This is a genomic window from Bacillus sp. JZ34, assembly GCF_053903205.1.
On sequence record NZ_CP096403.1, the window covers coordinates 2,596,780 to 2,617,104 of the forward strand.

The window sequence follows — 20,325 nt, forward strand, 5'->3', positions numbered from 1 at the left end:
GAAGGGCTTTTATCATCATGCCCTTCTGCCTTTGATCGATTATTCAACAGCCAGAATGTAGGAATACAGCGGCTGTTTTCCGTCGTGCACTTCCACTTCAACGTCTTCGTACGTCTCGCTGATAAAGGCTGCGAGTTCTTCGGCCTCTTCTTCCGGCGCGTCTTCCCCTTTGATCACAGTGACGATTTCACTGTCTTCATCGATCATGCCTGCGAGCAGCTTTTTCGCTGCTGCTAACTGGTCAGATGCCGTCTCAACGATTTTACCGTTTAAGATGCCCATAAAATCGCCTTTTTTAATATCGATGCCGTCAATGTTAGTGTCTCTGACCGCATAGGTGATTTGTCCGCTTTTCACCTCGCCGATCGCACCGAGCATAGCGGCTTGATTCTCGTCCGCTCCAAGGGCCGGGTTGAATGCGAGGAGCGCGGCCATTCCTTGAGGAACGGTCTTCGTCGGGATGACAATCACATGTTGTCCGGCAACATCCGCGGCCTGGTTCGCCGCCATGACAATGTTTGAATTATTCGGCAGAATCACGACCGTGTCCGCGTTGGCGTCTTTTATCGCCTGAACGATGTCTTCCGTGCTCGGATTCATCGTCTGACCGCCTTCGATGACCTTTGTGGCGCCGATGCTTTCGAAAAGTTCGGCGATTCCTTCTCCCATGGCCACTGTGACGACGCCGTACGGCTGCTTTTCAGCCGGCGCTTTTTCTGCCGGGGCAGCTGCCTCCTGTTTGTTCTGATTGAGAATCGCGCTGTGCTGCTCTCTCATGTTTTCGATTTTCATGTTGATTAAGCTGCCGTATTTTTGCGCATAAGTCATGACTTCCCCCGGATATTCGGCGTGGATGTGCACCTTGGCGATATTTTCGTCTGAGACGACGAGCAGTGAATCACCGAAGCCGCTTAAATCCTGGCGGAACGCATCTTCATTAAAGTTTCTTTTACCGCTGTCGAGCTTTACCATAAATTCCGTGCAATAGCCGAATTCGATGTCTTCTGTATTCATGTGGCTTTGAGCGTTTTTATGGTGCTCCGCGCTGACAAGATCATCCAATGACGGAAGAGCGGCCGCTTTTTCAGAAAGCTTTTCTCCCTTTAAAGAAGCGAGAAACCCTTCATACACGTAAAGCAGCCCTTTTCCGCCGCTGTCGACGACACCGACTTCCTTTAAAACCGGAAGCAGCTCAGGCGTCCGCTCCAATGAAGCCTCCGCTTCATTCACGACGGCTTCCATCACCTTGATGATATCGGTTTCAGTTTGAGCGGTGAGCACTGCTTTTTTTGCCGCATCTTTGGCAACCGTCAAGATCGTGCCTTCGACAGGCTTCATGACGGCCTTGTAGGCAGTGTCCACTCCGGCCTGGAACGCGGCGGCAAATTCTTTGGCGTTAATTTCCGATTTCTGTTCAATCGATTTGCCAAAGCCTCTGAACAGCTGGGACAAAATGACGCCCGAGTTTCCCCGCGCTCCCATCAGAAGCCCTCTTGACAGGCTTTGTGCCACTTTGCCGATATTGGCGGCATCGATCTGCTCCACTTCTTTTGCACCGGATGTCATCGACAGATTCATGTTCGTTCCTGTATCTCCGTCCGGAACCGGAAATACATTTAACGCATCAACTACATTTGCGTTTTGAGACAGATGGCGTGCGCCGTACAGAACCATTTCTGCAAAAGCTTTTCCATCCAGATTTCGTATAGACACTCTTGTTTTCCTCCTAACTACGGGTTCGTCACTCGTACTCCTTGAACGTAAATATTTACGGAATCCACTGCAAGACCCACTGTATGGTCGAGCGTATATTTGACTTTTGTTTGAACATTATGTGCCACTTCTGAAATTTTTGTTCCGTAGCTGACAATGATGTACATGTCAATATGAATACGATCTTCTTCTTGGCGGACGATGACGCCTCTTGCAAAGTTTTCTTTTCTGAGGATTTCAGTCAGTCCGTCTTTAATTTGGTTCTTGGATGCCATACCTACGATCCCGTAGCAGTCGATCGCTGCGCCTCCCGCAACCATGGCGACCACTTCGTTTGATATATCAATCTGTCCGTATTTTGTTCGGAATTCAATGGACACGTTGGTTCCTCCTTTTCGAGTCTCGCTTCTGACCTCTGGTTAACATCATTCTACTATAAGGACCTTCTTTTTAAAAGAACAGGCAGGCTTCTCTCCAAACCTAACCCTACTTATACTACAGCGCGTTCATTTTTTCAAGATGTCAAGGGATTTTTCTTGAAAGCAGAGCAATCAATAGTTGCAAACGGTTTTCAGCTGTGGTAAATTATTAAAGTATCTGAAGCATCACAGGTGATCAACTGATAATGAATGATGATGTTTTTTTTGATAGTTAGGAGGGAAACAAATGGCACGTAAATGCGTTATTACAGGCAGAAAATCACGTTCTGGCAACTCTCGTTCTCACGCGATGAACGCTTCTAAACGCACATGGGGCGCTAACGTTCAAAAAGTGCGCATCCTTGTGAACGGCAAGCCTAAAAAAGTATATGTATCTGCTCGAGCTTTGAAATCTGGAAAAGTTGAGCGTGTATAAGAAAAAATAAACGCCTGCCAAGAGCGACTGTACGCTTTAGGCAGGCGTTTTTTCGTTCTTTTGCTTGCCATCCGGGGAGAGCCCTTTGACCCGCTCCGCAAAAAAAGCGCACCCGGCGCTTCTTAGTCTTTGCGAAACGAGCCAAGCATCGCCCGGACGATTCCCCCTAAAAACTTCGGTAATTTAATGGTGTAAAATTTCATTCCCTTCCCTCCTCAAAGAGTCCGCAACCGCATCCACCTTCAACATCGGATCCCAAACACAAAGCGAGCGGAAGCGCCAGGATATTTAATCAGTGCTTCTTATCATTATTAATATGCCTTCAGAAAACGAAAAAGCACCTTGTGAATGGATGAGTTCGTTACTAATACATAGTGTCGAACCTAGAGCAATATGACACTTATTTAAAGAATACTTAAATCCTTCGAGGGAAAGGTTTTTTACCGTCTCCGTAAACGGCAGGAATGAAATGTACGGTTTTGTTTGATCACGCATGACGGTGTAAGAGCCTTGGGGGTGCATGCTGATCGTATTTTGGCGGTCGATCATGACGGTCTTGACATTTTGCTTCATCGCGGTGTAAAGGAGATGCAGATTCCCGAGAAAATGGTCTGCTCTGCCTCCCGAAATGCCGAACATTCTAATGCATGAAGGCCGCTGTCCGACCGCCCAGCTCAACGCAAGGTCCAAATCCGTCTGATCTTTTTCCGCCTGATAAATATGGAGGCGGGGAGCCGCCTTTTCAATAGCCTTTTTTTGCTCGTCTGTGATGCTGTCAAAATCCCCGAACGCTTCATCAGGCACGATCCCCGCTGCCAAAAGGGTTACAGCGCCTCTGTCAACCCCGACCCAAAGCGCATCGCCGTCCTGATACTGCAGCAAGTCGGGAATGAGATGATCGGGACCTCCCGCTACAATATTGATCGTTTTCATCGCATTGTCCTTTCTGTAAACGCCGTAAAAAAAGAGCTCAGCTTGAGAAAGCCGGCTCTTTTTCATCGGGAAACCTTACCCAAGCGCACCTTTTATATCGGAAATGGCTTTTTTGCGGTCTTTTTCGTTATAAACGGCAGAGCCCGCAACAAGCAGATTTGCCCCTGCTTCGATACACTGTCTTGCCGTCATTTTGTTGACGCCGCCGTCCACTTCAATCAGCAGGTCGGCGAGCCCTTTTTGCTCAGCCATCTCCTTGACCTGCCTGATTTTCGGCAGGACTGAGGAAATAAACGACTGTCCGCCGAAGCCCGGATTCACTGTCATCAATAGTACGAGATCAAGGTCTTCAAGCACATGCTCGATCTGCTGCACAGGGGTATGCGGATTCAAGACAACACCCGCTTTGACTCCTTGCTCTTTGATGAGCTGGATCGTCCTGTGAAGGTGCGGGCACGCTTCAACATGGACGGACAAAATATCGGCGCCCGCTTTTGCAAAAGCAGGTATATAGCGGTCAGGCGCTTCAATCATTAAATGAACGTCGAGCGGAAGTTCTGTGATCGGGCGGACGGCTTCCACTACAAGCGGCCCGATGGTCAGGTTGGGAACGAAATGGCCGTCCATCACATCGATGTGGATGAAATCGGCGCCGCCTTGTTCAACATCCCGAATCTCTTCCCCTAGACGGGCGAAATCGGCTGAAAGAATCGAAGGAGCAACATATACCATATCTTAATACCTCGGCTTTCTGTCTTTGATCTCTGTTAAAAATTCAACATAATGGTCGTAGCGATACTGGGCGATTTCACCGTTTTCCACGGCGCGTTTGACGGCGCAGTTCGGCTCTTTCATATGCAGGCACCCGCGGAACTTGCATTCGGCGCTTTTTTCGCTGATTTCCAAAAACGCAGACCCTAAATCTTCAGCTTCAATACCGGCAAACTCAAGCGAGCTGAAGCCCGGGGTGTCCGCGACGAGCCCGCCGTTTATATCGATCAGCTCCACATGGCGGGTCGTATGCTTTCCCCTTCCCAAGTGGGCGGAAATCCCGGCGGTTTTCAGTTCAAGCTCGGGGCTGATCGCATTTAAAAGCGAAGATTTGCCCACGCCGGACTGGCCGGCGAATACGGTGATTTTGTCTTGAAAATGGGAGACGATGTCTTCGATGCCGCTTCCGTTTTTCATCGATGTCGTATAGACGCTGTACCCGATGTTCCGGTAGTCTTCGGCATAATGGTGAATCCGCTCTTTGAGCGCGTCATCATCCACGAGGTCCATTTTCGTAATGCATATGATCGGCCTGATGCCACCCGCCTCAACCAACACTAAAAAACGATCCAATAGCGACGTGCTGAATGTCGGCTCTTTTGCCGAAAACACGAGAACCGCCTGATCCACGTTGCTGATCGGAGGTCTGACCAATTCATTGAATCTGTCTTTAATCTCGAGAATGTAGCCTTCTTTATCGTTATCGGCCTGGTAGACGATATCGTCGCCGACGAGAGGGGTGATTTTATTTTTTCTGAAAACCCCTCTTCCCCTGCACTGAATGATCTGATCACCATCCAAAACATAGTAAAATCCGCTTAATGCTTTAATGATTTTGCCCTCAGGCATATCGCACCTCCCTTATTCATCCTCAGGATATTCAATCGTTTTTGACCTGACTACTTTATCGTTGATCGTTACTTGATAATACCCTTTTTGCCCGGGCGCAATCCTGAATTTGATCGTCCGCTCTGCCGGCGCCGTGATTTTAAAATTTTCATAGACGTCGGAAATGCTGTGTTCTTCATCATCGATCGAAATTTGGACGTTTTGTTCTTCGCCCTCCGCTCCCGGTTCATAAGGGATATCAATTTTCTCGGTCACCGTTTTGACGGGTTTTTTCTCAGGTCCGAGCGAAAACGTAACCTCGACTTTGTCTCCCGGCTTGACGGATGCCCCCGCCCCCGGCTTTTGTTTGATGACCTGACCTTCCGGCACATCTTCAGAATGCGCCTCCTTTTCGACAAGGACAAGCTGATGGTCGTCCAAATAGCCCGAAGCCGCCTGTTTGCTGTATGTTTTTAAATCCCTTAAAGTAATGGCTTCCGGACCGAGGCTGACCGTTAATTTGATCTCGTCGTCGGCGGCAACGATTTCGGTGCCGGCTGCGGGGTCCTGTTCGATGATGGTGCCTGCTTCTTCTTCATGGTGCACTTCTTCTGTCTTGATGTTTTTAAAGCCCTTTTGCTCGAGAAGCTTTTTGGCGGCGTCGACTTTCTGGCCGACCACATCTTCCACTTCTGTTTTCTCTTTGCCTGAGCTTTTATAAAGCTTGACAGTTGAGCCTTCCTTTACGATATCGCCGGCTGCAGGGTCCGTTTTCACGATCAGCCCTTCTTCAATTTTATCGTCGGCAATGTCTTCAGCATTCGGATCCACTTCAAACCCTTCGTCTTCAAGCTTGATGACGGCTTCTTCATACTCAAGGCCTGCTACATCGGGAACGGCTACATCTTTTGGAATAAAGAGCGACGGAAACACCGTCAAAGCCAAGACGGCTGACACAACGAGAACGAAAAACACCGTCAGCAATATAAGCGGCCATTTCTTTCTTTTTTTCTTCTTGTTTGCTTTTGCCTGCTTCTTCTTTTCTTTCTTTGATAACGGAGCCGCTTCCGCTTCTCCGTCGCCGGACTTGTCACCGCTCTCGTCTTCCGGCAGGTTTTTGATGATCGGAACAGCTTTCGTCATCTCATCATCAGCTGGAATCGTGAATCGCTTTTCGTTGAGCCTGTCCGGGTCGAAAGCCGTTTTTAAATCGGATTCCATCTCTTCGGCCGCTTCATAGCGGTGGAATGGATCTTTTGCCATCGCTTTCAGGACGATGTTTTCTATGCTTTGCGGCACAGCCGGGTTCCACCTTTTCACCGACGGCGTTTCTGATTGCAGATGCTTCAGCGCGATGCTGACCGCCGATTCTCCTTCAAACGGCATACGCGCCGTCAGCAGCTCGAAAAGCACGATGCCGAGCGAGTAGATATCGGATTTTTTCGTAGACAATCCGCCTCTCGCCTGTTCGGGCGACAAATAATGGACAGAGCCCAAAACCGAGTTGGTGTGCGTGATGGTCGTCGAACTGAGCGCCATGGCGATGCCGAAATCGGTCACTTTAATGTGGCCCATATGGTCGATCAAAATGTTGTGGGGCTTAATATCCCGGTGAACAATCTGGTTATCATGGGCGTGTGCGATGGCGGATACGATCTGCTCCATGATTTGGACCGCTTCTTTTGGATGAAGCGGGCCTGTTCGGTTTATGTATTCTTTCAGGGTCATCCCCTCGACATACTCCATCACGATATAATAGATGTCATCTTCTTCTCCGACATCATAAATGCTGACGATATTCGGGTGGTCGAGGCTTGCAGCGGACTGCGCTTCCCTTCTGAACCGCCTGATAAAATCGGCATCGTGAACGAAGTCAAACCGCAGCACTTTTATCGCGACTTCACGGTCGAGGATGATGTCCAGCGCTAAATAAACGTTCGCCATCCCCCCGCCGCCGATGGCGCGCAGGATTTCGTAACGTCCGCTGATCCGTCTGCCGATTAACACTTGTCTTCACCTTCTTCTATTTGAGAAGGAAGTTCCAATAGCGCGACGGTGATATTGTCCTCGCCGCCGTTGTCATTGGCCAGCTGAACGAGCTGTTCCGCTTTCTCCTCCGCAGAAGAAAGAGCTGTAAGCATATCCTTCAGTGACTCATCGTCTACTTTATTCGTCAGCCCGTCAGAGCATAATAGAACTTGATCGCCCGGTTCGATTTCAAAAGTATGGGCTTCAACCTTCACTTCCGGATCAGTGCCAAGCGCTTTTGTCAGCACGTTCTTCCGCGGATGGTGTTCGGCATCTTCCTTCGAAATCCCCCCTGTCCGCACGAGTTCATTGACAAGCGAGTGATCTTCCGTCAGCTGTATGAAATGACCGCCTTGCAGGAGATAGCAGCGGCTGTCTCCGATATGGGCGACTGTCAGCGTTTTTCCCGTGTATAAAGCGCAGACGACCGTTGTTCCCATTCCCTGGCACTCTTCATGCGCCCTCGCATGGTCGAAAAGTTTTTGGTTGACGGCTGAAATCTGCTCTTTCAGCCAAGCTTCGCATTCAGCCGGCGAAGCCGGGACTTCTTCGGTTTCCTCCCAGATATCCCGAAGGGCTGAGACGGCCATCCTGCTGGCAACGTCGCCGGCCAGATGACCTCCCATTCCATCGCAGACAACAGCTAAAACCAGTCCGTTTTTTTCTGTGAAAATGCCGGCATCGTCTTCATTGTGCTGGCGTATTTTTCCCCTGTCCGTTTTTAAGGCTGTTTTCAACCTTGATTCACCTCGTCTCTTCCTGGCGCTCCTTTGCACGAAGCTGTCCGCAGGCAGCGTCAATATCATGGCCTTGCTCTCTTCTGATCGTGACATTTACTCCATGAGACTTTAATGTTTTTTCAAAGGCGAAAATCTGTTCTTTCGGTGTTCTGACATAGTCTCGTTCAGGTACATAGTTGACCGGAATCAAGTTGACGTGGCATTTGATTCCTTTTAGCAATTCAGCCAGCTCTTCCGCGTGTTCAACCTGATCGTTAACACCGCCGAAAAGCCCGTATTCAAACGTAACCCTTCTGCCGGTTTTCTTAATGTAGTAATCGACCGCTTTCATCAGCTCCGGCAGCTTGTAGGCTCTGTTGATCGGCATCAGCCGGCTTCTGATCTCAGTGTTCGGGGCGTGCAGAGAAATCGCAAAGTTGATCTGCAGCTTCTCGTCTGCAAACTCATAGATTTTCGGAATGATCCCGCTCGTTGATACGGTGATATGGCGCGCCCCGATATTCAGCCCTTTATCATGGTTGACGATTTTCAGGAATGCAAGCATTTCCTGAAAATTATCGAACGGCTCGCCGATTCCCATAATGACGATGGAACTGACGCGTTCATCTGTTTCATCAAGCGCCTGCTGCACTTTGACAACCTGGGCGACGATCTCTCCGGCTTCCAGGTTCCGCTTTAAGCCGCCGAGGGTCGACGCGCAAAACGTACAGCCGATTCGGCAGCCCACCTGTGTCGTTACACAAACAGAATTGCCATATTCGTGCCGCATTAATACGGTTTCGATCGTGTAGCCGTCATGAAGCTCAAATAAAAACTTCATCGTTCCATCTTGTGAAGTCTGCTTGACGGCCGTTTTCAGCGTCGTTAATACGAAATGCTCGTTCAGCTTTGTCCGCAGCTCTTTTGAAAGGTTTGTCATCTTTTCAAATGACGTGACTCTCTTTTCGTAAAGCCATTCGAATATTTGCGCGGCGCGGAAAGGTTTTTCGCCGTTTTCCGAAAGCCAGCTTTTCAGTTCTTCTATTTCAAAAGAATAGATGGACGGTCTTTCTGCCCGCAATTCTTTTCTTACTTTTTGTTTCGATTCCATTATTGTGATCCCTTCTTTCTCATGCTGCAAATAAAGAAGCCGTCCGTTCCGAAGAAGTGGGGAAGGATTTGAATGCTTCCATCCTTGACATACGGCGCCGCTTTTTCGGGCAGCCGCTCGGCGAGGGTGGGGTCTGCTTCAAATTCGTCGTGTTCTTTCAAAAAAGCATGCATGACTTGTTCATTTTCGGTCGGGTCCATTGTGCATGTGCTGTAGACCAATGTCCCGCCTGTTTTCAATAAAGGTGCGATTTCGTTTAAAATCGCCAGCTGAATCCCAGCGAGACGCGCGCTGTCTTCGGGCGTTTTGCTGTATTTGAGATCCGGTTTTCTGCGGATGACACCGAAGCCCGAACACGGAGCGTCGACGAGAATCCGGTCAAACTGCTCCGGTTCGAAGGCTTCGCCGGCTTTTCTGGCATCCAGCGCCCTTGCTTCAATGTTGGAAAGCCCGATCCGGCCTGCCGCTTCTTTGATCAGCTTTACTTTATGCTGATGAAGGTCAAGGGAAATGATCTTTCCCGTATCTTCGAGCAGTTCGCCGATATGAGTGGATTTTCCTCCCGGCGCTGCGCAGGCGTCCAGCACCGTTTCTCCCCGTTCAGGACCGAGGGCTCGCGCTACCAGCATTGAGCTTTCATCTTGTATGGTGACTTCGCCTTCTTTGAAAAAAGGAGTGGACGCAATCGTTCCTTTTTGCAGTTTGACAGCGTCTTCGGACAAGTCGCCTTCTTCCGCCTCAATCCCCGCTTCATTCAGGCGGGAAAGAAGCGTATCCCGGTCGTGTTTCAGCCTGTTGACGCGGATCGTCTGCTTCGGCGGGATCATGTGAATCCGGCAGATTTGTTCTGCCGCTTCGAACCCGTAGGCATCGGTCCATTCCCTGACAAGCCATTCCGGATGGCTTGTCTCAACCGCAAGGCGTTCAACCGGGTCGGCAATATCAGCAAAAGAAGGCACGCCTTCTCTCTGAACAGAGCGCAGAACGCCGTTAACAAATGAAGAAATTCCTTTATGCCCGCGTTTTTTAGCGATTTCAACAGCTTCAAAAAGGGCGGCCCGGTCAGGGATTTTCTCCAGGTATTCCATCTGGTACAGCGACATTCTCAACAGATGGATGACCCAGTCTTTCACTTTTTCCGGCTTTTTAATAAACGGCTTCAGCATATAATCGAGCGCCAGCTTGTTTTGAAGGGTGCCGTAAACGAGTTCTGTCAAAAGGCCTCTGTCTTTGTCGCTTAAATCGTTCGCTTTCATGACAGACTGAAGCAAAAGATTGCTGTATGCCTGATTCTGGTCAAGCTTAATCAGTGCATCAAGCGCGACTTCCCTCACATTATTTTTCATCGTTTTGACCCAATTTCATTCCGGCTTGAAGACCCGCTCCCCTGACAAAATCTTCGGCCTTCATTCTTTTTTTGCCCGCAGGCTGCACTTCCGTTAATTTTAACGCGGTGCCATTGCCGGTAGCGACGACAATGCCGTCTTTTTCAACGGAGACGATTTCTCCCGGCTCTGCCTGTTTTAAGGCTTCGCATTTTTTCGCAGCCCATACTTTCAGCGTCTGGCCGCTTAAAACCGTGTATGCGACAGGCCAAGGATTCAAGCCCCTGACTTGGTTGTACAGGACTTCGCCGGGCTTTGACCAGTCGATCAGTTCCTGTTCGCGTTTAATGTTCGGCGCATATGTCGCTTCCCGTTCATCCTGTTTTTCAGGGGTTGCCGAACTGTCAATGACCTTCGGAACCGTTTCGGAAAGAAGCTCAGCCCCGGCCTTGCTCAGCTTGTCGTGGAGCGTGCCGACATTATCGGTTTCTTCGATGTCAACTTCGACTTTGGCAAGCATATCGCCTGCATCCAATTTTTCGACCATGTACATGATCGTCACGCCCGTTTTCTCTTTGCCTTCCAGAATGGCGTAATGGATCGGAGCTCCTCCGCGCAGCTCGGGCAGAAGAGAGGCATGGACATTGATACAGCCGTATTTCGGATAATCGAGGAGCTTTTTCGGCAGGATCTGCCCGAATGCCGCCGTTACAATTAGATCGGGTTTAAGCGCCAAAATCCTGTCCGTCTCCGCTTCTTCCCTCACTTTTTCAGGCTGGAGCACGGGAATGCCGCGGCGCAGCGCTTCCTCCTTGACAGGCGGAGGGGTCATCACTTTTTTTCTGCCTTTCGGGCGGTCAGGCTGGGTGACGACACCCACCACCTCATAGCCGTCATCAATCAATGTGCTGAGCACCGGGACGGAAAAATCCGGCGTTCCCATAAAAACGATCCTTGTCATCCAATCATCCTTCCATTTCCTCAAGTTCTTCCGCATCATAATAGCGCGTAACTTTTGATGTGAATAAAATACCGTCCAAATGGTCGATTTCATGCAGCAGCGCCCGCGCCAAAAAGCCTTCAGCTTCAATCGTGAACGGTTTTCCGCGGCGGTCGAACGCCTTGACCTTTACATAATCCGAACGCTTCACTTCACCGTATAGATCGGGAAAGCTCAAACAGCCTTCAGGGCCCGTCTGTTCGCCGCTCTCTTCGATGACCTCCGGGTTGACCAGTTCAATTCTGCCCGTGTCATCGCCGATATCGACGACTGCCGCTCTTTTTAAAACGCCGATTTGCGGGGCGGCAAGCCCGACTCCGTCCAGCTCAAGCATCGTATCATACATATTGTCGAGCAGTTTCTTTAATGATTTATCAAAAGACGCAACGGGTTCGGCAGGGGTTTCAAGAACCTCCGCCGGATACGTTACGATCGGTTTTACTGCCAATCTAGAAGCCCTCCATCACACTGTTATTTTTACATCATCATATATGGATTCATGTCGATCGAAATCATCAATTGCTTTTGTTCAATATCTCGTTTGTAATGATCCATAATGTTTTTAAGCAACGATGTAAGCTGGTTTTCCTGTTTGTATTTTATCACGCATTGATAGCGATATCTATCTTTGATCCTGGCGATCGGCGATGCGACTGGGCCGAGAATCTTCGCCTCGCTTGAAATGTTCTTTTTTAAATAGTTGGCGATTTTTTCAGTCACGAGCGCCGCCTTCGTCACTTCTTCGTGCGATACGCTGACGAGCGCCAAATAATAATAGGGAGGATAGGCCTGTTCCCTTCTGTGCAGCATCTCCTGCCGGAAGAACGTTTCATAATCGTGCGTTTTCGTGAGCTGAATGCTGTAATGGGACGGGGTGTACGTCTGAATGATCACCTTGCCCGGCTTTTCATGGCGCCCCGCTCTTCCGCTCACCTGTGTCATCAGCTGGAACGTTTTTTCAGCGGCTCTGAAATCGGGGATGTGCAGCATCGTATCCGCGCTCAAAACACCGACGAGCGTGACGTTTTCAAAATCGAGCCCTTTGGCGATCATCTGTGTTCCGAGCAGAATATCGGCTTCACCTTTGCCAAAGGATGTGAGCAGCTTTTCATGCGCTCCTTTTCTCGAGGTTGTATCGACGTCCATGCGGATCACCCTTGCAGCCGGCAGTACCTTCGTCAATTCTTCTTCGACCCGCTGTGTGCCTGTGCCAAAGTAGCGGATATGCTCGCTTCCGCATTCGGGGCAGCTTGACGGCATGCCGGTTTCATAGCCGCAGTAATGGCACTTCAGACGCTGTCCATACCTGTGGTACGTCAACGAGATTTCGCAATGAGGGCACTGGATGACATATCCGCAGTCCCTGCACATGACAAATGAGGAATATCCCCTTTTGTTTAAAAACAGAACGGCCTGCTCTCCTTTTTCAAGGGTTTCCTCAAGTCCGGCCATTAAGTCTTTGGAAAACATCGAGCGGTTTCCGCTGCGCAGTTCCTCCCTCATATCGACGAGAGACACGTCAGGCATGACTTGGTGATTGACGCGGTGCTTGAGGGAAAGAAGCTTGTACACGCCTTTTTTCGCCCTTGCGAACGATTCGAGCGTCGGCGTCGCACTGCCGAGGACGACAGGACAGCGGTGGTATTCGGCCCTTTGAATCGCCGCTTCTTTCGCATGGTATCTCGGCATCTCTTCCTGCTTGTACGATGTTTCGTGCTCTTCATCGATAATAATCATGCCGAGATTTTCAAACGGCGCGAAAATCGCCGAGCGCGCCCCGACGACAAGCCGGACTTCTTTGCGGTGGATTTTCCGCCATTCATCATATTTTTCTCCTGTTGAAAGCCCGCTGTGCAGGACGGCTACCTGTGAGCCAAAGCGGCCTTTAAAGCGGTTGACCATCTGCGGCGTCAGCGAAATTTCCGGAACGAGAACGATCGCTTCTTTGCCGGCTTCCAGCACCTTTTCGATCGATTGCAGATAGACTTCCGTTTTTCCGCTTCCGGTCACTCCGTGAAGAAGAAACACATCGTGCCGCTTGTCTTCGATCGCCTCTGCTATCGCCTCATAGGCCTGCGCCTGCTCTTCAGTCAGCGGAAGCGGTTCGGTTTTTTTGAACATTCTGTCCTGATAAGGATCCCTGTAAACCTCCTCTTCGCTTTCCTTTAACAGCCCCTTGTCGATCAGCGCTTTTACGGACGCGGAAGAGCCTCCCGTTTTGCCGATCAGCTCTTTTGCCGGAACAGCACCGGATTCTTTGCGGTCGATGAAAAACTGAAGGACCGCTTTTTGTTTGACAGCTTGCGGGGAGAGGCTGTCAAGCGCTTCTTTTAAATGTTCTTTCGCACAAAGGGGAGCGATCATTCTCCGCGTTTTTTTGTTTGTTTTCTGCTTTACTTTATAGGCCACTTCAAGGTTGCCCTCTTGAACCTGGCGCTGAATCAGCTTTAATGTCCCATGGTCATCTATATCGGAATAAGAAAGTGTTTCTTTTTGCAAAAACAGGGTTTTAAGCGGTTCGGGAAGCGGCTTATCACCGATCACCTTGATTTCTTTGCCGTATTTTGCTTTCATAGCCGCGGGGAGCATCGCCTGAAGAGCCGTAATTTTAAAAGAAAGTGTTTTTTCTGTCAGCCAATCTGACAGCTCAAGCAGCTCCTCCGTCAAAACGGGCGTCAGATCAAGGATATCCTCGATATCCTTAACCGAACGGCCGGCGAACTCAGACGATTCTTTCACGCCGGTGACAAATCCCTGAATTTTGCGGGCGCCGAACGGAACAATCACGCGCATCCCTTTTTTAATCATCCCTTTGAATTTGTCGGGAATGCGGTAGTCAAACGGTCTGTCGATATTTTTGGTTGTAACATCGACGATCACTTCAGCGAAATTCATGAGGACGTTCCGCTCCGGCCGGCAAGCTCAGCGGCTTCCTTCAAGACTTCGGCGGCAACCTCCCGTTTTGACATCAGAGGGTGCGCCGTCTTTTTGCCGTCTCGGTGAAACACCGTCACGATGTTGGTTTCCGTTCCAAAACCGGCGCCTTCGGCCGTGATATTGTTGGCGACAATCAGATCGAGATTTTTTTTCTCCAGCTTTTGTTTGGCATAGTCTTCGACGTGCTGCGTTTCAGCTGCAAAGCCGACCAAGACTTGCTTTGTTTTCCGTTCTCCCAGCGCTTTTAAAATATCCTTCGTCCGCTCAAGCTCAATGACGAGACCGCCGTCCTTTTTCTTCATTTTTTGATCGTGAATATGCTTTGGCCTGTAATCAGCGACAGCTGCTGTTTTGATGACGATGTCGCTCTCATCGAAAACAGATAAAGCCGCTTGATACATATCTTCTGCAGACTGAACATGAATAACGTCAACTCCTGCGGGATCATCAAGCGATGTCGGGCCGGCAATCAGCGTTACGCACGCTCCCATTTTTGCCGCTTCCTCAGCGAAAGCATAGCCCATTTTCCCTGTCGAACGGTTGGAGAAAAAGCGGACGGGATCGATTTGTTCTCTTGTCGGGCCCGCTGTAATTAAGACACGCTTTCCTTCAAGCAAACCGCTGTTTTCGTTTGAAAAATACGACTCGGCCAACTGGACGATCCGTTCGGGCTCTTCAAGTCTGCCTTTGCCGATATAGCCGCACGCAAGGTAGCCTTCACTCGGCTCGATAAACCGGCAGCCGTCTTTGTAAAGAACGCTGATGTTCCGCTGAACGGCCGGGTGGTCGTACATATGGACGTTCATGGCCGGAGCGATCCAAACCGGCGCAGTCGTCGCTAAAAGCGTCGTCGTCAGCATGTCATCGGCAATGCCTGAAGCGAGTTTTCCGATCACATTGGCCGTTGCCGGAGCAACGATCACAAGATCCGCCCAATCCGCGGCATCGATATGGGCGATGACACGGGGATTCGGTTCTTCGAACGTGTTGGTATATACTTCATTGCGCGAAAGCGCTTGAAAGGTGAGCGGAGACACAAATTCACAGGCGGATTTTGTCATGATGACTTTCACATTGGCTCCTGCCTGTACGAGCTTGCTCGTCAAGGCGGCCGCTTTGTATACTGCGATTCCTCCGCTTACTCCCAGCAGGATGTTGCGATTTTTCAGCATCGTTTTTTCTCCCCCTTATGTTCTGTTCGCCGGCCCTGAAAAAAATAACAACCTAGTGTATAGGTTGCTATTTTTAAGGCTATTAGCGATTTTCCTTTTCGAATGTAAGCAGTCCGGCATCAATTTCTTCCAGCGCTTTGCCTACAAATTTATGCGACTTCGGATTTTCGATCTGCGCGTCTTTGTTGATCTGCATTTCGCGGGCGCGTCGGGCCGATACGGTAACGAGCGTGTATTTTGAATCCAGTTTATTCATTAAAGAGTCAATTGACGGATCTAGCATAATTATTCAACCTCCAGCATTTTCTTATATCTTGGAGCAACGCGGTCGCGCCGTAAATGTTCGGCGAGAACGATTGCTTTGATTCTTTCGCACGCAAGCTCAATGCTGTCATTTTCGACAACATAATCGTAGGCGTCCATCAGTTCGATTTCTTCCTTCGCCGCTTTCATCCGGTTTTCGATCAGGGCTTCTGTTTCTGTCCCTCTTGTGACAATCCGGTTTTTCAATTCGGCGAGACTCGGAGGCGCCAAAAAGATAAACAGGCCTTCAGGAAATGCCTTTCTGACTTGCAGCGCACCTTGGACTTCAATTTCGAGAAAAACGTCCCTGCCGCTTTCAAGGGTCTGTTCGACGTAGTCAACGGGTGTTCCGTAATAGTTGCCGACATATTCGGCCCATTCGAGCAGCTTGTTGTTCTCGATCATCTCTTCGAACTCTTCGCGCGTCTTAAAAAAGTAGTCGACACCGTCTCTTTCCCCTTGCCGCGGTTTTCTTGTCGTCACCGAAATCGAATATTCAAATTTTGTGTCCTCCTGAGCAAACAGCGCCTGCCTGACTGTTCCTTTTCCGACGCCGGAAGGGCCGGAGAGAACGATTAATAAACCTCTTTCTTTCATAAAGCTCTTATCCCTGCCCTTCATCCATAATTTCTTCTTTAACGGAAAGCCTTTGTGCTACTGTCTCAGGCTGGACGGCAGATAAGATGATATGGTCACTGTCCATAATGACAACCGCACGGGTTCTTCTTCCATATGTAGCATCTATAAGCATGCCGCGGTCTCTGGCATCCTGGATCATCCGCTTAATAGGCGCGGACTCCGGACTCACAATCGAGATCAGCCGATTCGCGGATATGATATTACCAAAGCCGATATTGATCAGTTTAATCGTCATCCTATACGTTCCCCCTGTACTTGGACGTCTCTAGTTTAACCTGCAGAGAACATCCGTAAACAATACGCACAATCGCTATTCTATATTTTGCACTTGTTCTTTTATTTTTTCAATAGAGCTTTTCATTTCGACCACATGTTTTGTGATCTGGTGATCATTCGCTTTTGAACCGATCGTGTTCGCTTCACGGTTCAGCTCCTGGACGAGGAAGTCGAGCTTTCTCCCCGCGGCCCCACCCGCTTCGCAAATATCGCGGAACTGGCGGAAATGGCTTTTCAGCCTCGTCACTTCTTCCGTGATATCCGATCGGTCTGCAAACAGTGCGACTTCCGTCAGCAGACGGCTTTCATCGAGACCGTCTGTTGACCATTCTTCAAGGCGCGCCTCAAGGCGTTCCCGATAGTGGCCGACGACCTTGGGAGCAAGCTCTGCAATGTCGTCTGTCAGCTTTTCAAGCCTTTCAATATGCTGAAGGCAGTCATCCTTCAGCCTCAGCCCTTCTGCTTCGCGCATGCTGCATAATTCAAGAACGGCAGCCTCGACCGCTTCAAGAAGGACTTCTTCAAGCTTGTCGTTTTGGATCGTCTCTTCTTCAACTTGGATGACATGGTCAAACTGAAAGGCGTCTTGAAGCGTGATCTCTCCTGAAAGCCGGCAGCGCTCTTTCATTTCGCGCGCGGCTTTCTGGTACTCCTCAAGCAGCGGCCAGTCAACCTGGATTTTCCGGGTGACCAGAGCCTCGTCGTCAACGGACACGAACAGCTCCAGCCGCCCCCTTTGTATATGTTTAAAAATCGTTTGCTTTATTTTGTCTTCTAAATAGAGCAAAGGTCTTGGCATGCGTGCGTTTACTTCTTTAAACCGATAGTTGACAGATTTCAGCTCAACAGCTGCTGTCAGCCCATCCTTCGTTTTGCTCGCGCTGCCGAAACCGGTCATACTCCGTATCATAAAACACACCCAATTCCGTATAAGTGAAAAAGACTTCTTTGATTTAAATTTACGCAAGATGAAAAGGCAATAGAAACCTCTATTACCTTTAAGATTATATCATACAAGCCTATTTTTTTCTTGTCAAAAGTGACCCGGCCAATAAAAAAGTTGGAATCGCCGACATTCCGACAATCAGGAGCCAGTCTGCCATTAAAATCGGAACCGTATGGAAAATCGGCTGCAGCGGCGGATAATAAATAACGACAAGCATTAAAAGAATCGAAGACAATACTGCGCCGAGCAAATAAATGTTTTCAAACGGATTGCGGTCAAAGATAGACCGCTCGCTCCGGCAGTCGAACACATGGATCAGCTGTGCAAGGACGAGCGTTGCAAAAGCGACCGTCTGAGCATACTCAAGCGCTTCCGGGTTGCGATTGTAAATGAACATAAACGCCCCGAGTGTGGCAATTCCGATTAAAAAGCCGCGCGATACGACCTTCCAGCCGAGCCCCCTTGCAAACACGCCTTCTTTCGGACTTCGCGGCTTCCTCTGCATCACATCGTCTTCAGGCTGATCCATGCCGAGCGCCATGGCAGGCAGGCCGTCCGTCACAAGGTTGACCCATAGAATCTGTATCGGAACAAGCGGCAGCGGCAGAGCGAGCAGCATCGCAAACAGCATGACCAAAATTTCGCCGACATTGGATGCGAGCAAATATCTGATGAACTTTCTAATATTTTCATAGATATTGCGTCCTTCCTTGATGGCCGATTTAATCGTCGCAAAATTATCATCGACAAGAATGAGCGATGATGCCTCCTTGGCAACATCCGTTCCCGTAATCCCCATCGAAATGCCGATATCCGCCTGTTTAATCGCAGGGGCATCATTGACTCCGTCTCCAGTCATGGCGACGATGTGGCCGTTTTCCTGGTAGGCGGTCACGATCTTCAGCTTATGTTCGGGCGACACCCTTGCAAACACGTAAACATCGTCAACAATTTCCGCCAATTCTCCCTGCGAGAGCTCGTTCAGCATCTGGCCGTCCACGACCTTTCCGCGCGGCGGCAATAACCCGAGATCTTTTGCGATGGCTGTTGCCGTTATCACATGATCGCCGGTGATCATCACTGTTTTGATCCCCGCTTCCCGGCACTCTTTAATCGCTGTTTTCACTTCGGGCCGCGGCGGATCGATCATCCCTAACAGCCCGATGAAAGTTAAGCCTGACTCCGCTTTTTCGAGCGAGAGATTTTCTGTTTCTTTGATCGGTTTATACGCGACAGCAATCGTCCTCAGCGCTTGGGACGCAAGCGTTTCCAGCGCCGCGCTTGTTTCGGCGAGTCTTGCCTTTGTGAAGATTTCGCGCTTTTCGTCCGTCAGCGTATGCGACGAACGCTTCATCAATACATCAGGCGCGCCCTTTGTGATGACAAAGCGCTTGCCGCTCTTATCTTCCGCAATGACAGACATCATTTTCCGCGTCGAATCAAACGGAAACTCCTCGATGATTTTAAAATGTTCGTCAACATATCTGTCCGTAAAACCCGCTTTTCGAGCTGCCGTCAGCAAAGCGCCTTCGGTGGGATCGCCGTCAAGACGAAACTCCCCGTCTTTTTCGATAATCGAAGATGAATTGCATAATGCGCCGAACAGAAGGACCTGTTGGAGCGGTTTATGATGCCTGGCTTGCACGTCGCGCCCGTTCATGGTGAAGGAGCCTTCGGGTTCGTAGCCGATCCCTGACACGTTCCACGTTTTCCCGCCTGACCAGACATGGGTGACCGTCATTTTGTTCTGCGTCATCGTCCCGGTTTTATCGGAGCAAATTATGGACGCGCAGCCGAGCGTCTCAACCGCGGGGAGCTTTCTGACGATCGACTTTTGCCTGATCATCCGCTGTACGCCGAGAGACAGAGCGACCGTGACAATGGCCGGCAGCCCTTCAGGTATGGCAGCGACGGCAAGGGAAACGCCCGCTAAAAACATGCTGTATAGGTCATGCCCCTGGATGACTCCGGCAGCAACGACAAGCAGCGTCAGGAACAAAGCGGCGACAATCAAAATTTTGCCGAGCTCTTCAAGCCTTCTTTGCAGCGGGGTCGACGTATTCCCGGCAGATTCGAGCATATCGGCGATTTTTCCCATCGCAGAGTTCATTCCCGTGCCGATAACGACGCCGGTGCCGCTCCCCCTTGTGACCAACGTTCCCATGAAAGCCATATTCTTCAGATCGCCCAGCGATACGTCGGACGCCTGAAAAGCTTCTGCCTGTTTAGACACGGGAAGCGATTCACCCGTAAGAGCCGATTCTTCTATTTCAAGGCTCTTTGTCTCGACAAGCCTGAGATCGGCGCCGATTCTGTCTCCGCTTGCAAAACGGACAACATCTCCCGGAACGAGCTCTTTGGAAGGGATCTTTACCCATTCCCCCTCCCGGAGCACAGCCACTTGAGGAGCCGACAGTTCCTTCAAAGCCTCGAGCGATCTTTCCGCCCGTCTCTCCTGAAAGAAGCCGAGAATGCCGTTTACAAAGATGATCGCAATGATCGCGATGGCGTCAATATACTCCCCGAGGAAACCAGAGATCAACGTGGCCGCAAGCAAAACAAGAACCATGAAGTCCTTGAATTGAGAAAAAAACAGTGCGATCGCCGATGTTTTTTCCCCTTCCTGAAGTTCGTTTGTTCCGTGTCTTTCCAGCCGCTTTTCGGCCTCTTTTTCTGTTAAACCTTTGCCGATGGACGTTTTTGTTATGTTTAACAATTCGGTTTGTCCCATCTCGTGCCATTTCATTGAATCGTCCACTCCTCCTGCCC

20 protein-coding genes are annotated in these 20,325 nt (G+C 49.8%); 1 reads left to right on the forward strand and 19 read right to left on the reverse strand.

From position 1 onward, the window contains the following. Window positions 1-39 precede the first annotated feature (39 nt). Together M1D90_RS13070 and M1D90_RS13075 are read right to left on the reverse strand one after the other, a co-directional pair. Window positions 40-1,713 (reverse strand): DAK2 domain-containing protein, encoded by a 1,674-nt coding sequence (locus M1D90_RS13070; protein ID WP_025811378.1) that lies wholly within the window; start codon window positions 1,711-1,713, stop codon window positions 40-42. 17 nt (window positions 1,714-1,730) lie between these two features. After that, window positions 1,731-2,093, reverse strand: coding sequence for an Asp23/Gls24 family envelope stress response protein (locus tag M1D90_RS13075; protein ID WP_003181687.1), 363 nt, complete (start codon window positions 2,091-2,093; stop codon window positions 1,731-1,733). Window positions 2,094-2,379: 286 nt separating this feature from the next. Here M1D90_RS13075 and rpmB point away from each other — a divergent pair, with 286 nt between their 5' ends. Continuing rightward, window positions 2,380-2,568, forward strand: a complete 189-nt coding sequence (gene rpmB / locus M1D90_RS13080) for a 50S ribosomal protein L28 (protein ID WP_003181685.1) — start codon at window positions 2,380-2,382, stop codon at window positions 2,566-2,568. Between the two features lie 122 nt (window positions 2,569-2,690). Here the strand turns inward: rpmB and spoVM are convergent, their stop codons facing one another. From spoVM to M1D90_RS13165, 17 genes are all read right to left on the reverse strand, one after another. Further along, window positions 2,691-2,771, reverse strand: a complete 81-nt coding sequence (spoVM, locus tag M1D90_RS13085; protein ID WP_003221545.1) for a stage V sporulation protein SpoVM — start codon at window positions 2,769-2,771, stop codon at window positions 2,691-2,693. Window positions 2,772-2,856: 85 nt separating this feature from the next. Next, window positions 2,857-3,501: a thiamine diphosphokinase gene (locus M1D90_RS13090; RefSeq protein ID WP_025811376.1), complete on the reverse strand. Its 645-nt coding sequence runs from the start codon at window positions 3,499-3,501 to the stop codon at window positions 2,857-2,859. 75 nt (window positions 3,502-3,576) lie between these two features. Continuing rightward, entirely contained in the window at window positions 3,577-4,233 is a 657-nt protein-coding gene (rpe, locus tag M1D90_RS13095; RefSeq protein ID WP_039072720.1) for a ribulose-phosphate 3-epimerase, read from the reverse strand. A 3-nt stretch (window positions 4,234-4,236) separates the two neighbouring features. Continuing rightward, the gene (gene rsgA, locus M1D90_RS13100) at window positions 4,237-5,121 is read right to left on the reverse strand and encodes a ribosome small subunit-dependent GTPase A (protein ID WP_145624283.1); all 885 of its coding nucleotides are present in this window, start codon (window positions 5,119-5,121) and stop codon (window positions 4,237-4,239) included. Window positions 5,122-5,133: 12 nt separating this feature from the next. Then, window positions 5,134-7,107, reverse strand: a complete 1,974-nt coding sequence (gene pknB / locus M1D90_RS13105) for a Stk1 family PASTA domain-containing Ser/Thr kinase (RefSeq protein WP_023857224.1) — start codon at window positions 7,105-7,107, stop codon at window positions 5,134-5,136. Further along, window positions 7,101-7,865: a Stp1/IreP family PP2C-type Ser/Thr phosphatase gene (locus M1D90_RS13110; protein WP_026579742.1), complete on the reverse strand. Its 765-nt coding sequence runs from the start codon at window positions 7,863-7,865 to the stop codon at window positions 7,101-7,103. Before M1D90_RS13110 ends, pknB begins: the two co-directional genes overlap by 7 nt. A 7-nt stretch (window positions 7,866-7,872) precedes the next feature. After that, entirely contained in the window at window positions 7,873-8,958 is a 1,086-nt protein-coding gene (gene rlmN, locus M1D90_RS13115) for a 23S rRNA (adenine(2503)-C(2))-methyltransferase RlmN (protein WP_023857226.1), read from the reverse strand. Beyond that, window positions 8,958-10,304, reverse strand: coding sequence for a 16S rRNA (cytosine(967)-C(5))-methyltransferase RsmB (rsmB, locus tag M1D90_RS13120; protein WP_035338795.1), 1,347 nt, complete (start codon window positions 10,302-10,304; stop codon window positions 8,958-8,960). Before rsmB ends, rlmN begins: the two co-directional genes overlap by 1 nt. Next, window positions 10,294-11,244 carry a methionyl-tRNA formyltransferase gene (gene fmt / locus M1D90_RS13125; RefSeq protein ID WP_456282808.1) on the reverse strand — a complete coding sequence of 317 codons (951 nt, stop codon included), beginning with the start codon at window positions 11,242-11,244 and terminating at the stop codon, window positions 10,294-10,296. The genes rsmB and fmt overlap by 11 nt, the downstream gene beginning before the upstream one ends. Before the next feature lie 4 nt (window positions 11,245-11,248). Next, window positions 11,249-11,731 carry a peptide deformylase gene (def, locus tag M1D90_RS13130; RefSeq protein WP_020451347.1) on the reverse strand — a complete coding sequence of 161 codons (483 nt, stop codon included), beginning with the start codon at window positions 11,729-11,731 and terminating at the stop codon, window positions 11,249-11,251. Between the two features lie 29 nt (window positions 11,732-11,760). Further along, a complete protein-coding gene (gene priA / locus M1D90_RS13135; protein ID WP_456282809.1) occupies window positions 11,761-14,178 on the reverse strand; it encodes a primosomal protein N' in 2,418 nt (805 codons plus the stop codon). Then, window positions 14,175-15,392 (reverse strand): bifunctional phosphopantothenoylcysteine decarboxylase/phosphopantothenate--cysteine ligase CoaBC, encoded by a 1,218-nt coding sequence (gene coaBC, locus M1D90_RS13140; RefSeq protein ID WP_095290454.1) that lies wholly within the window; start codon window positions 15,390-15,392, stop codon window positions 14,175-14,177. Before coaBC ends, priA begins: the two co-directional genes overlap by 4 nt. 82 nt (window positions 15,393-15,474) lie before the next feature. Continuing rightward, the gene (gene rpoZ, locus M1D90_RS13145) at window positions 15,475-15,675 is read right to left on the reverse strand and encodes a DNA-directed RNA polymerase subunit omega (RefSeq protein ID WP_020451344.1); all 201 of its coding nucleotides are present in this window, start codon (window positions 15,673-15,675) and stop codon (window positions 15,475-15,477) included. A 2-nt stretch (window positions 15,676-15,677) separates the two neighbouring features. Beyond that, window positions 15,678-16,292, reverse strand: coding sequence for a guanylate kinase (gmk, locus tag M1D90_RS13150; RefSeq protein ID WP_003181659.1), 615 nt, complete (start codon window positions 16,290-16,292; stop codon window positions 15,678-15,680). 7 nt (window positions 16,293-16,299) lie between these two features. Beyond that, entirely contained in the window at window positions 16,300-16,569 is a 270-nt protein-coding gene (gene remA, locus M1D90_RS13155) for an extracellular matrix/biofilm regulator RemA (RefSeq protein ID WP_003181657.1), read from the reverse strand. Between the two features lie 75 nt (window positions 16,570-16,644). Beyond that, the gene (locus tag M1D90_RS13160) at window positions 16,645-17,520 is read right to left on the reverse strand and encodes a YicC/YloC family endoribonuclease (RefSeq protein ID WP_020451343.1); all 876 of its coding nucleotides are present in this window, start codon (window positions 17,518-17,520) and stop codon (window positions 16,645-16,647) included. A gap of 109 nt (window positions 17,521-17,629) precedes the next feature. Beyond that, window positions 17,630-20,302 (reverse strand): calcium-translocating P-type ATPase, SERCA-type, encoded by a 2,673-nt coding sequence (locus tag M1D90_RS13165; protein WP_456282810.1) that lies wholly within the window; start codon window positions 20,300-20,302, stop codon window positions 17,630-17,632. Window positions 20,303-20,325 lie beyond the last annotated feature (23 nt).

What these genes read in the sequence shown, in the direction of transcription:
- rpmB (WP_003181685.1), top strand. Translation starts at nt 2,380, where the DNA reads ATGGCACGTAAATGCGTTATTACAGGCAGAAAATCACGTTCTGGCAAC.
- spoVM (WP_003221545.1), bottom strand. Translation starts at nt 2,771, where the DNA reads ATGAAATTTTACACCATTAAATTACCGAAGTTTTTAGGGGGAATCGTC.
- M1D90_RS13090 (WP_025811376.1), bottom strand. Translation starts at nt 3,501, where the DNA reads ATGAAAACGATCAATATTGTAGCGGGAGGTCCCGATCATCTCATTCCC.
- rpe (WP_039072720.1), bottom strand. Translation starts at nt 4,233, where the DNA reads ATGGTATATGTTGCTCCTTCGATTCTTTCAGCCGATTTCGCCCGTCTA.
- rsgA (WP_145624283.1), bottom strand. Translation starts at nt 5,121, where the DNA reads ATGCCTGAGGGCAAAATCATTAAAGCATTAAGCGGATTTTACTATGTT.
- rlmN (WP_023857226.1), bottom strand. Translation starts at nt 8,958, where the DNA reads ATGGAATCGAAACAAAAAGTAAGAAAAGAATTGCGGGCAGAAAGACCG.
- rsmB (WP_035338795.1), bottom strand. Translation starts at nt 10,304, where the DNA reads ATGAAAAATAATGTGAGGGAAGTCGCGCTTGATGCACTGATTAAGCTT.
- fmt (WP_456282808.1), bottom strand. Translation starts at nt 11,244, where the DNA reads ATGACAAGGATCGTTTTTATGGGAACGCCGGATTTTTCCGTCCCGGTG.
- priA (WP_456282809.1), bottom strand. Translation starts at nt 14,178, where the DNA reads ATGAATTTCGCTGAAGTGATCGTCGATGTTACAACCAAAAATATCGAC.
- coaBC (WP_095290454.1), bottom strand. Translation starts at nt 15,392, where the DNA reads ATGCTGAAAAATCGCAACATCCTGCTGGGAGTAAGCGGAGGAATCGCA.
- rpoZ (WP_020451344.1), bottom strand. Translation starts at nt 15,675, where the DNA reads ATGCTAGATCCGTCAATTGACTCTTTAATGAATAAACTGGATTCAAAA.
- gmk (WP_003181659.1), bottom strand. Translation starts at nt 16,292, where the DNA reads ATGAAAGAAAGAGGTTTATTAATCGTTCTCTCCGGCCCTTCCGGCGTC.
- remA (WP_003181657.1), bottom strand. Translation starts at nt 16,569, where the DNA reads ATGACGATTAAACTGATCAATATCGGCTTTGGTAATATCATATCCGCG.
- M1D90_RS13160 (WP_020451343.1), bottom strand. Translation starts at nt 17,520, where the DNA reads ATGATACGGAGTATGACCGGTTTCGGCAGCGCGAGCAAAACGAAGGAT.
- M1D90_RS13165 (WP_456282810.1), bottom strand. Translation starts at nt 20,302, where the DNA reads ATGAAATGGCACGAGATGGGACAAACCGAATTGTTAAACATAACAAAA.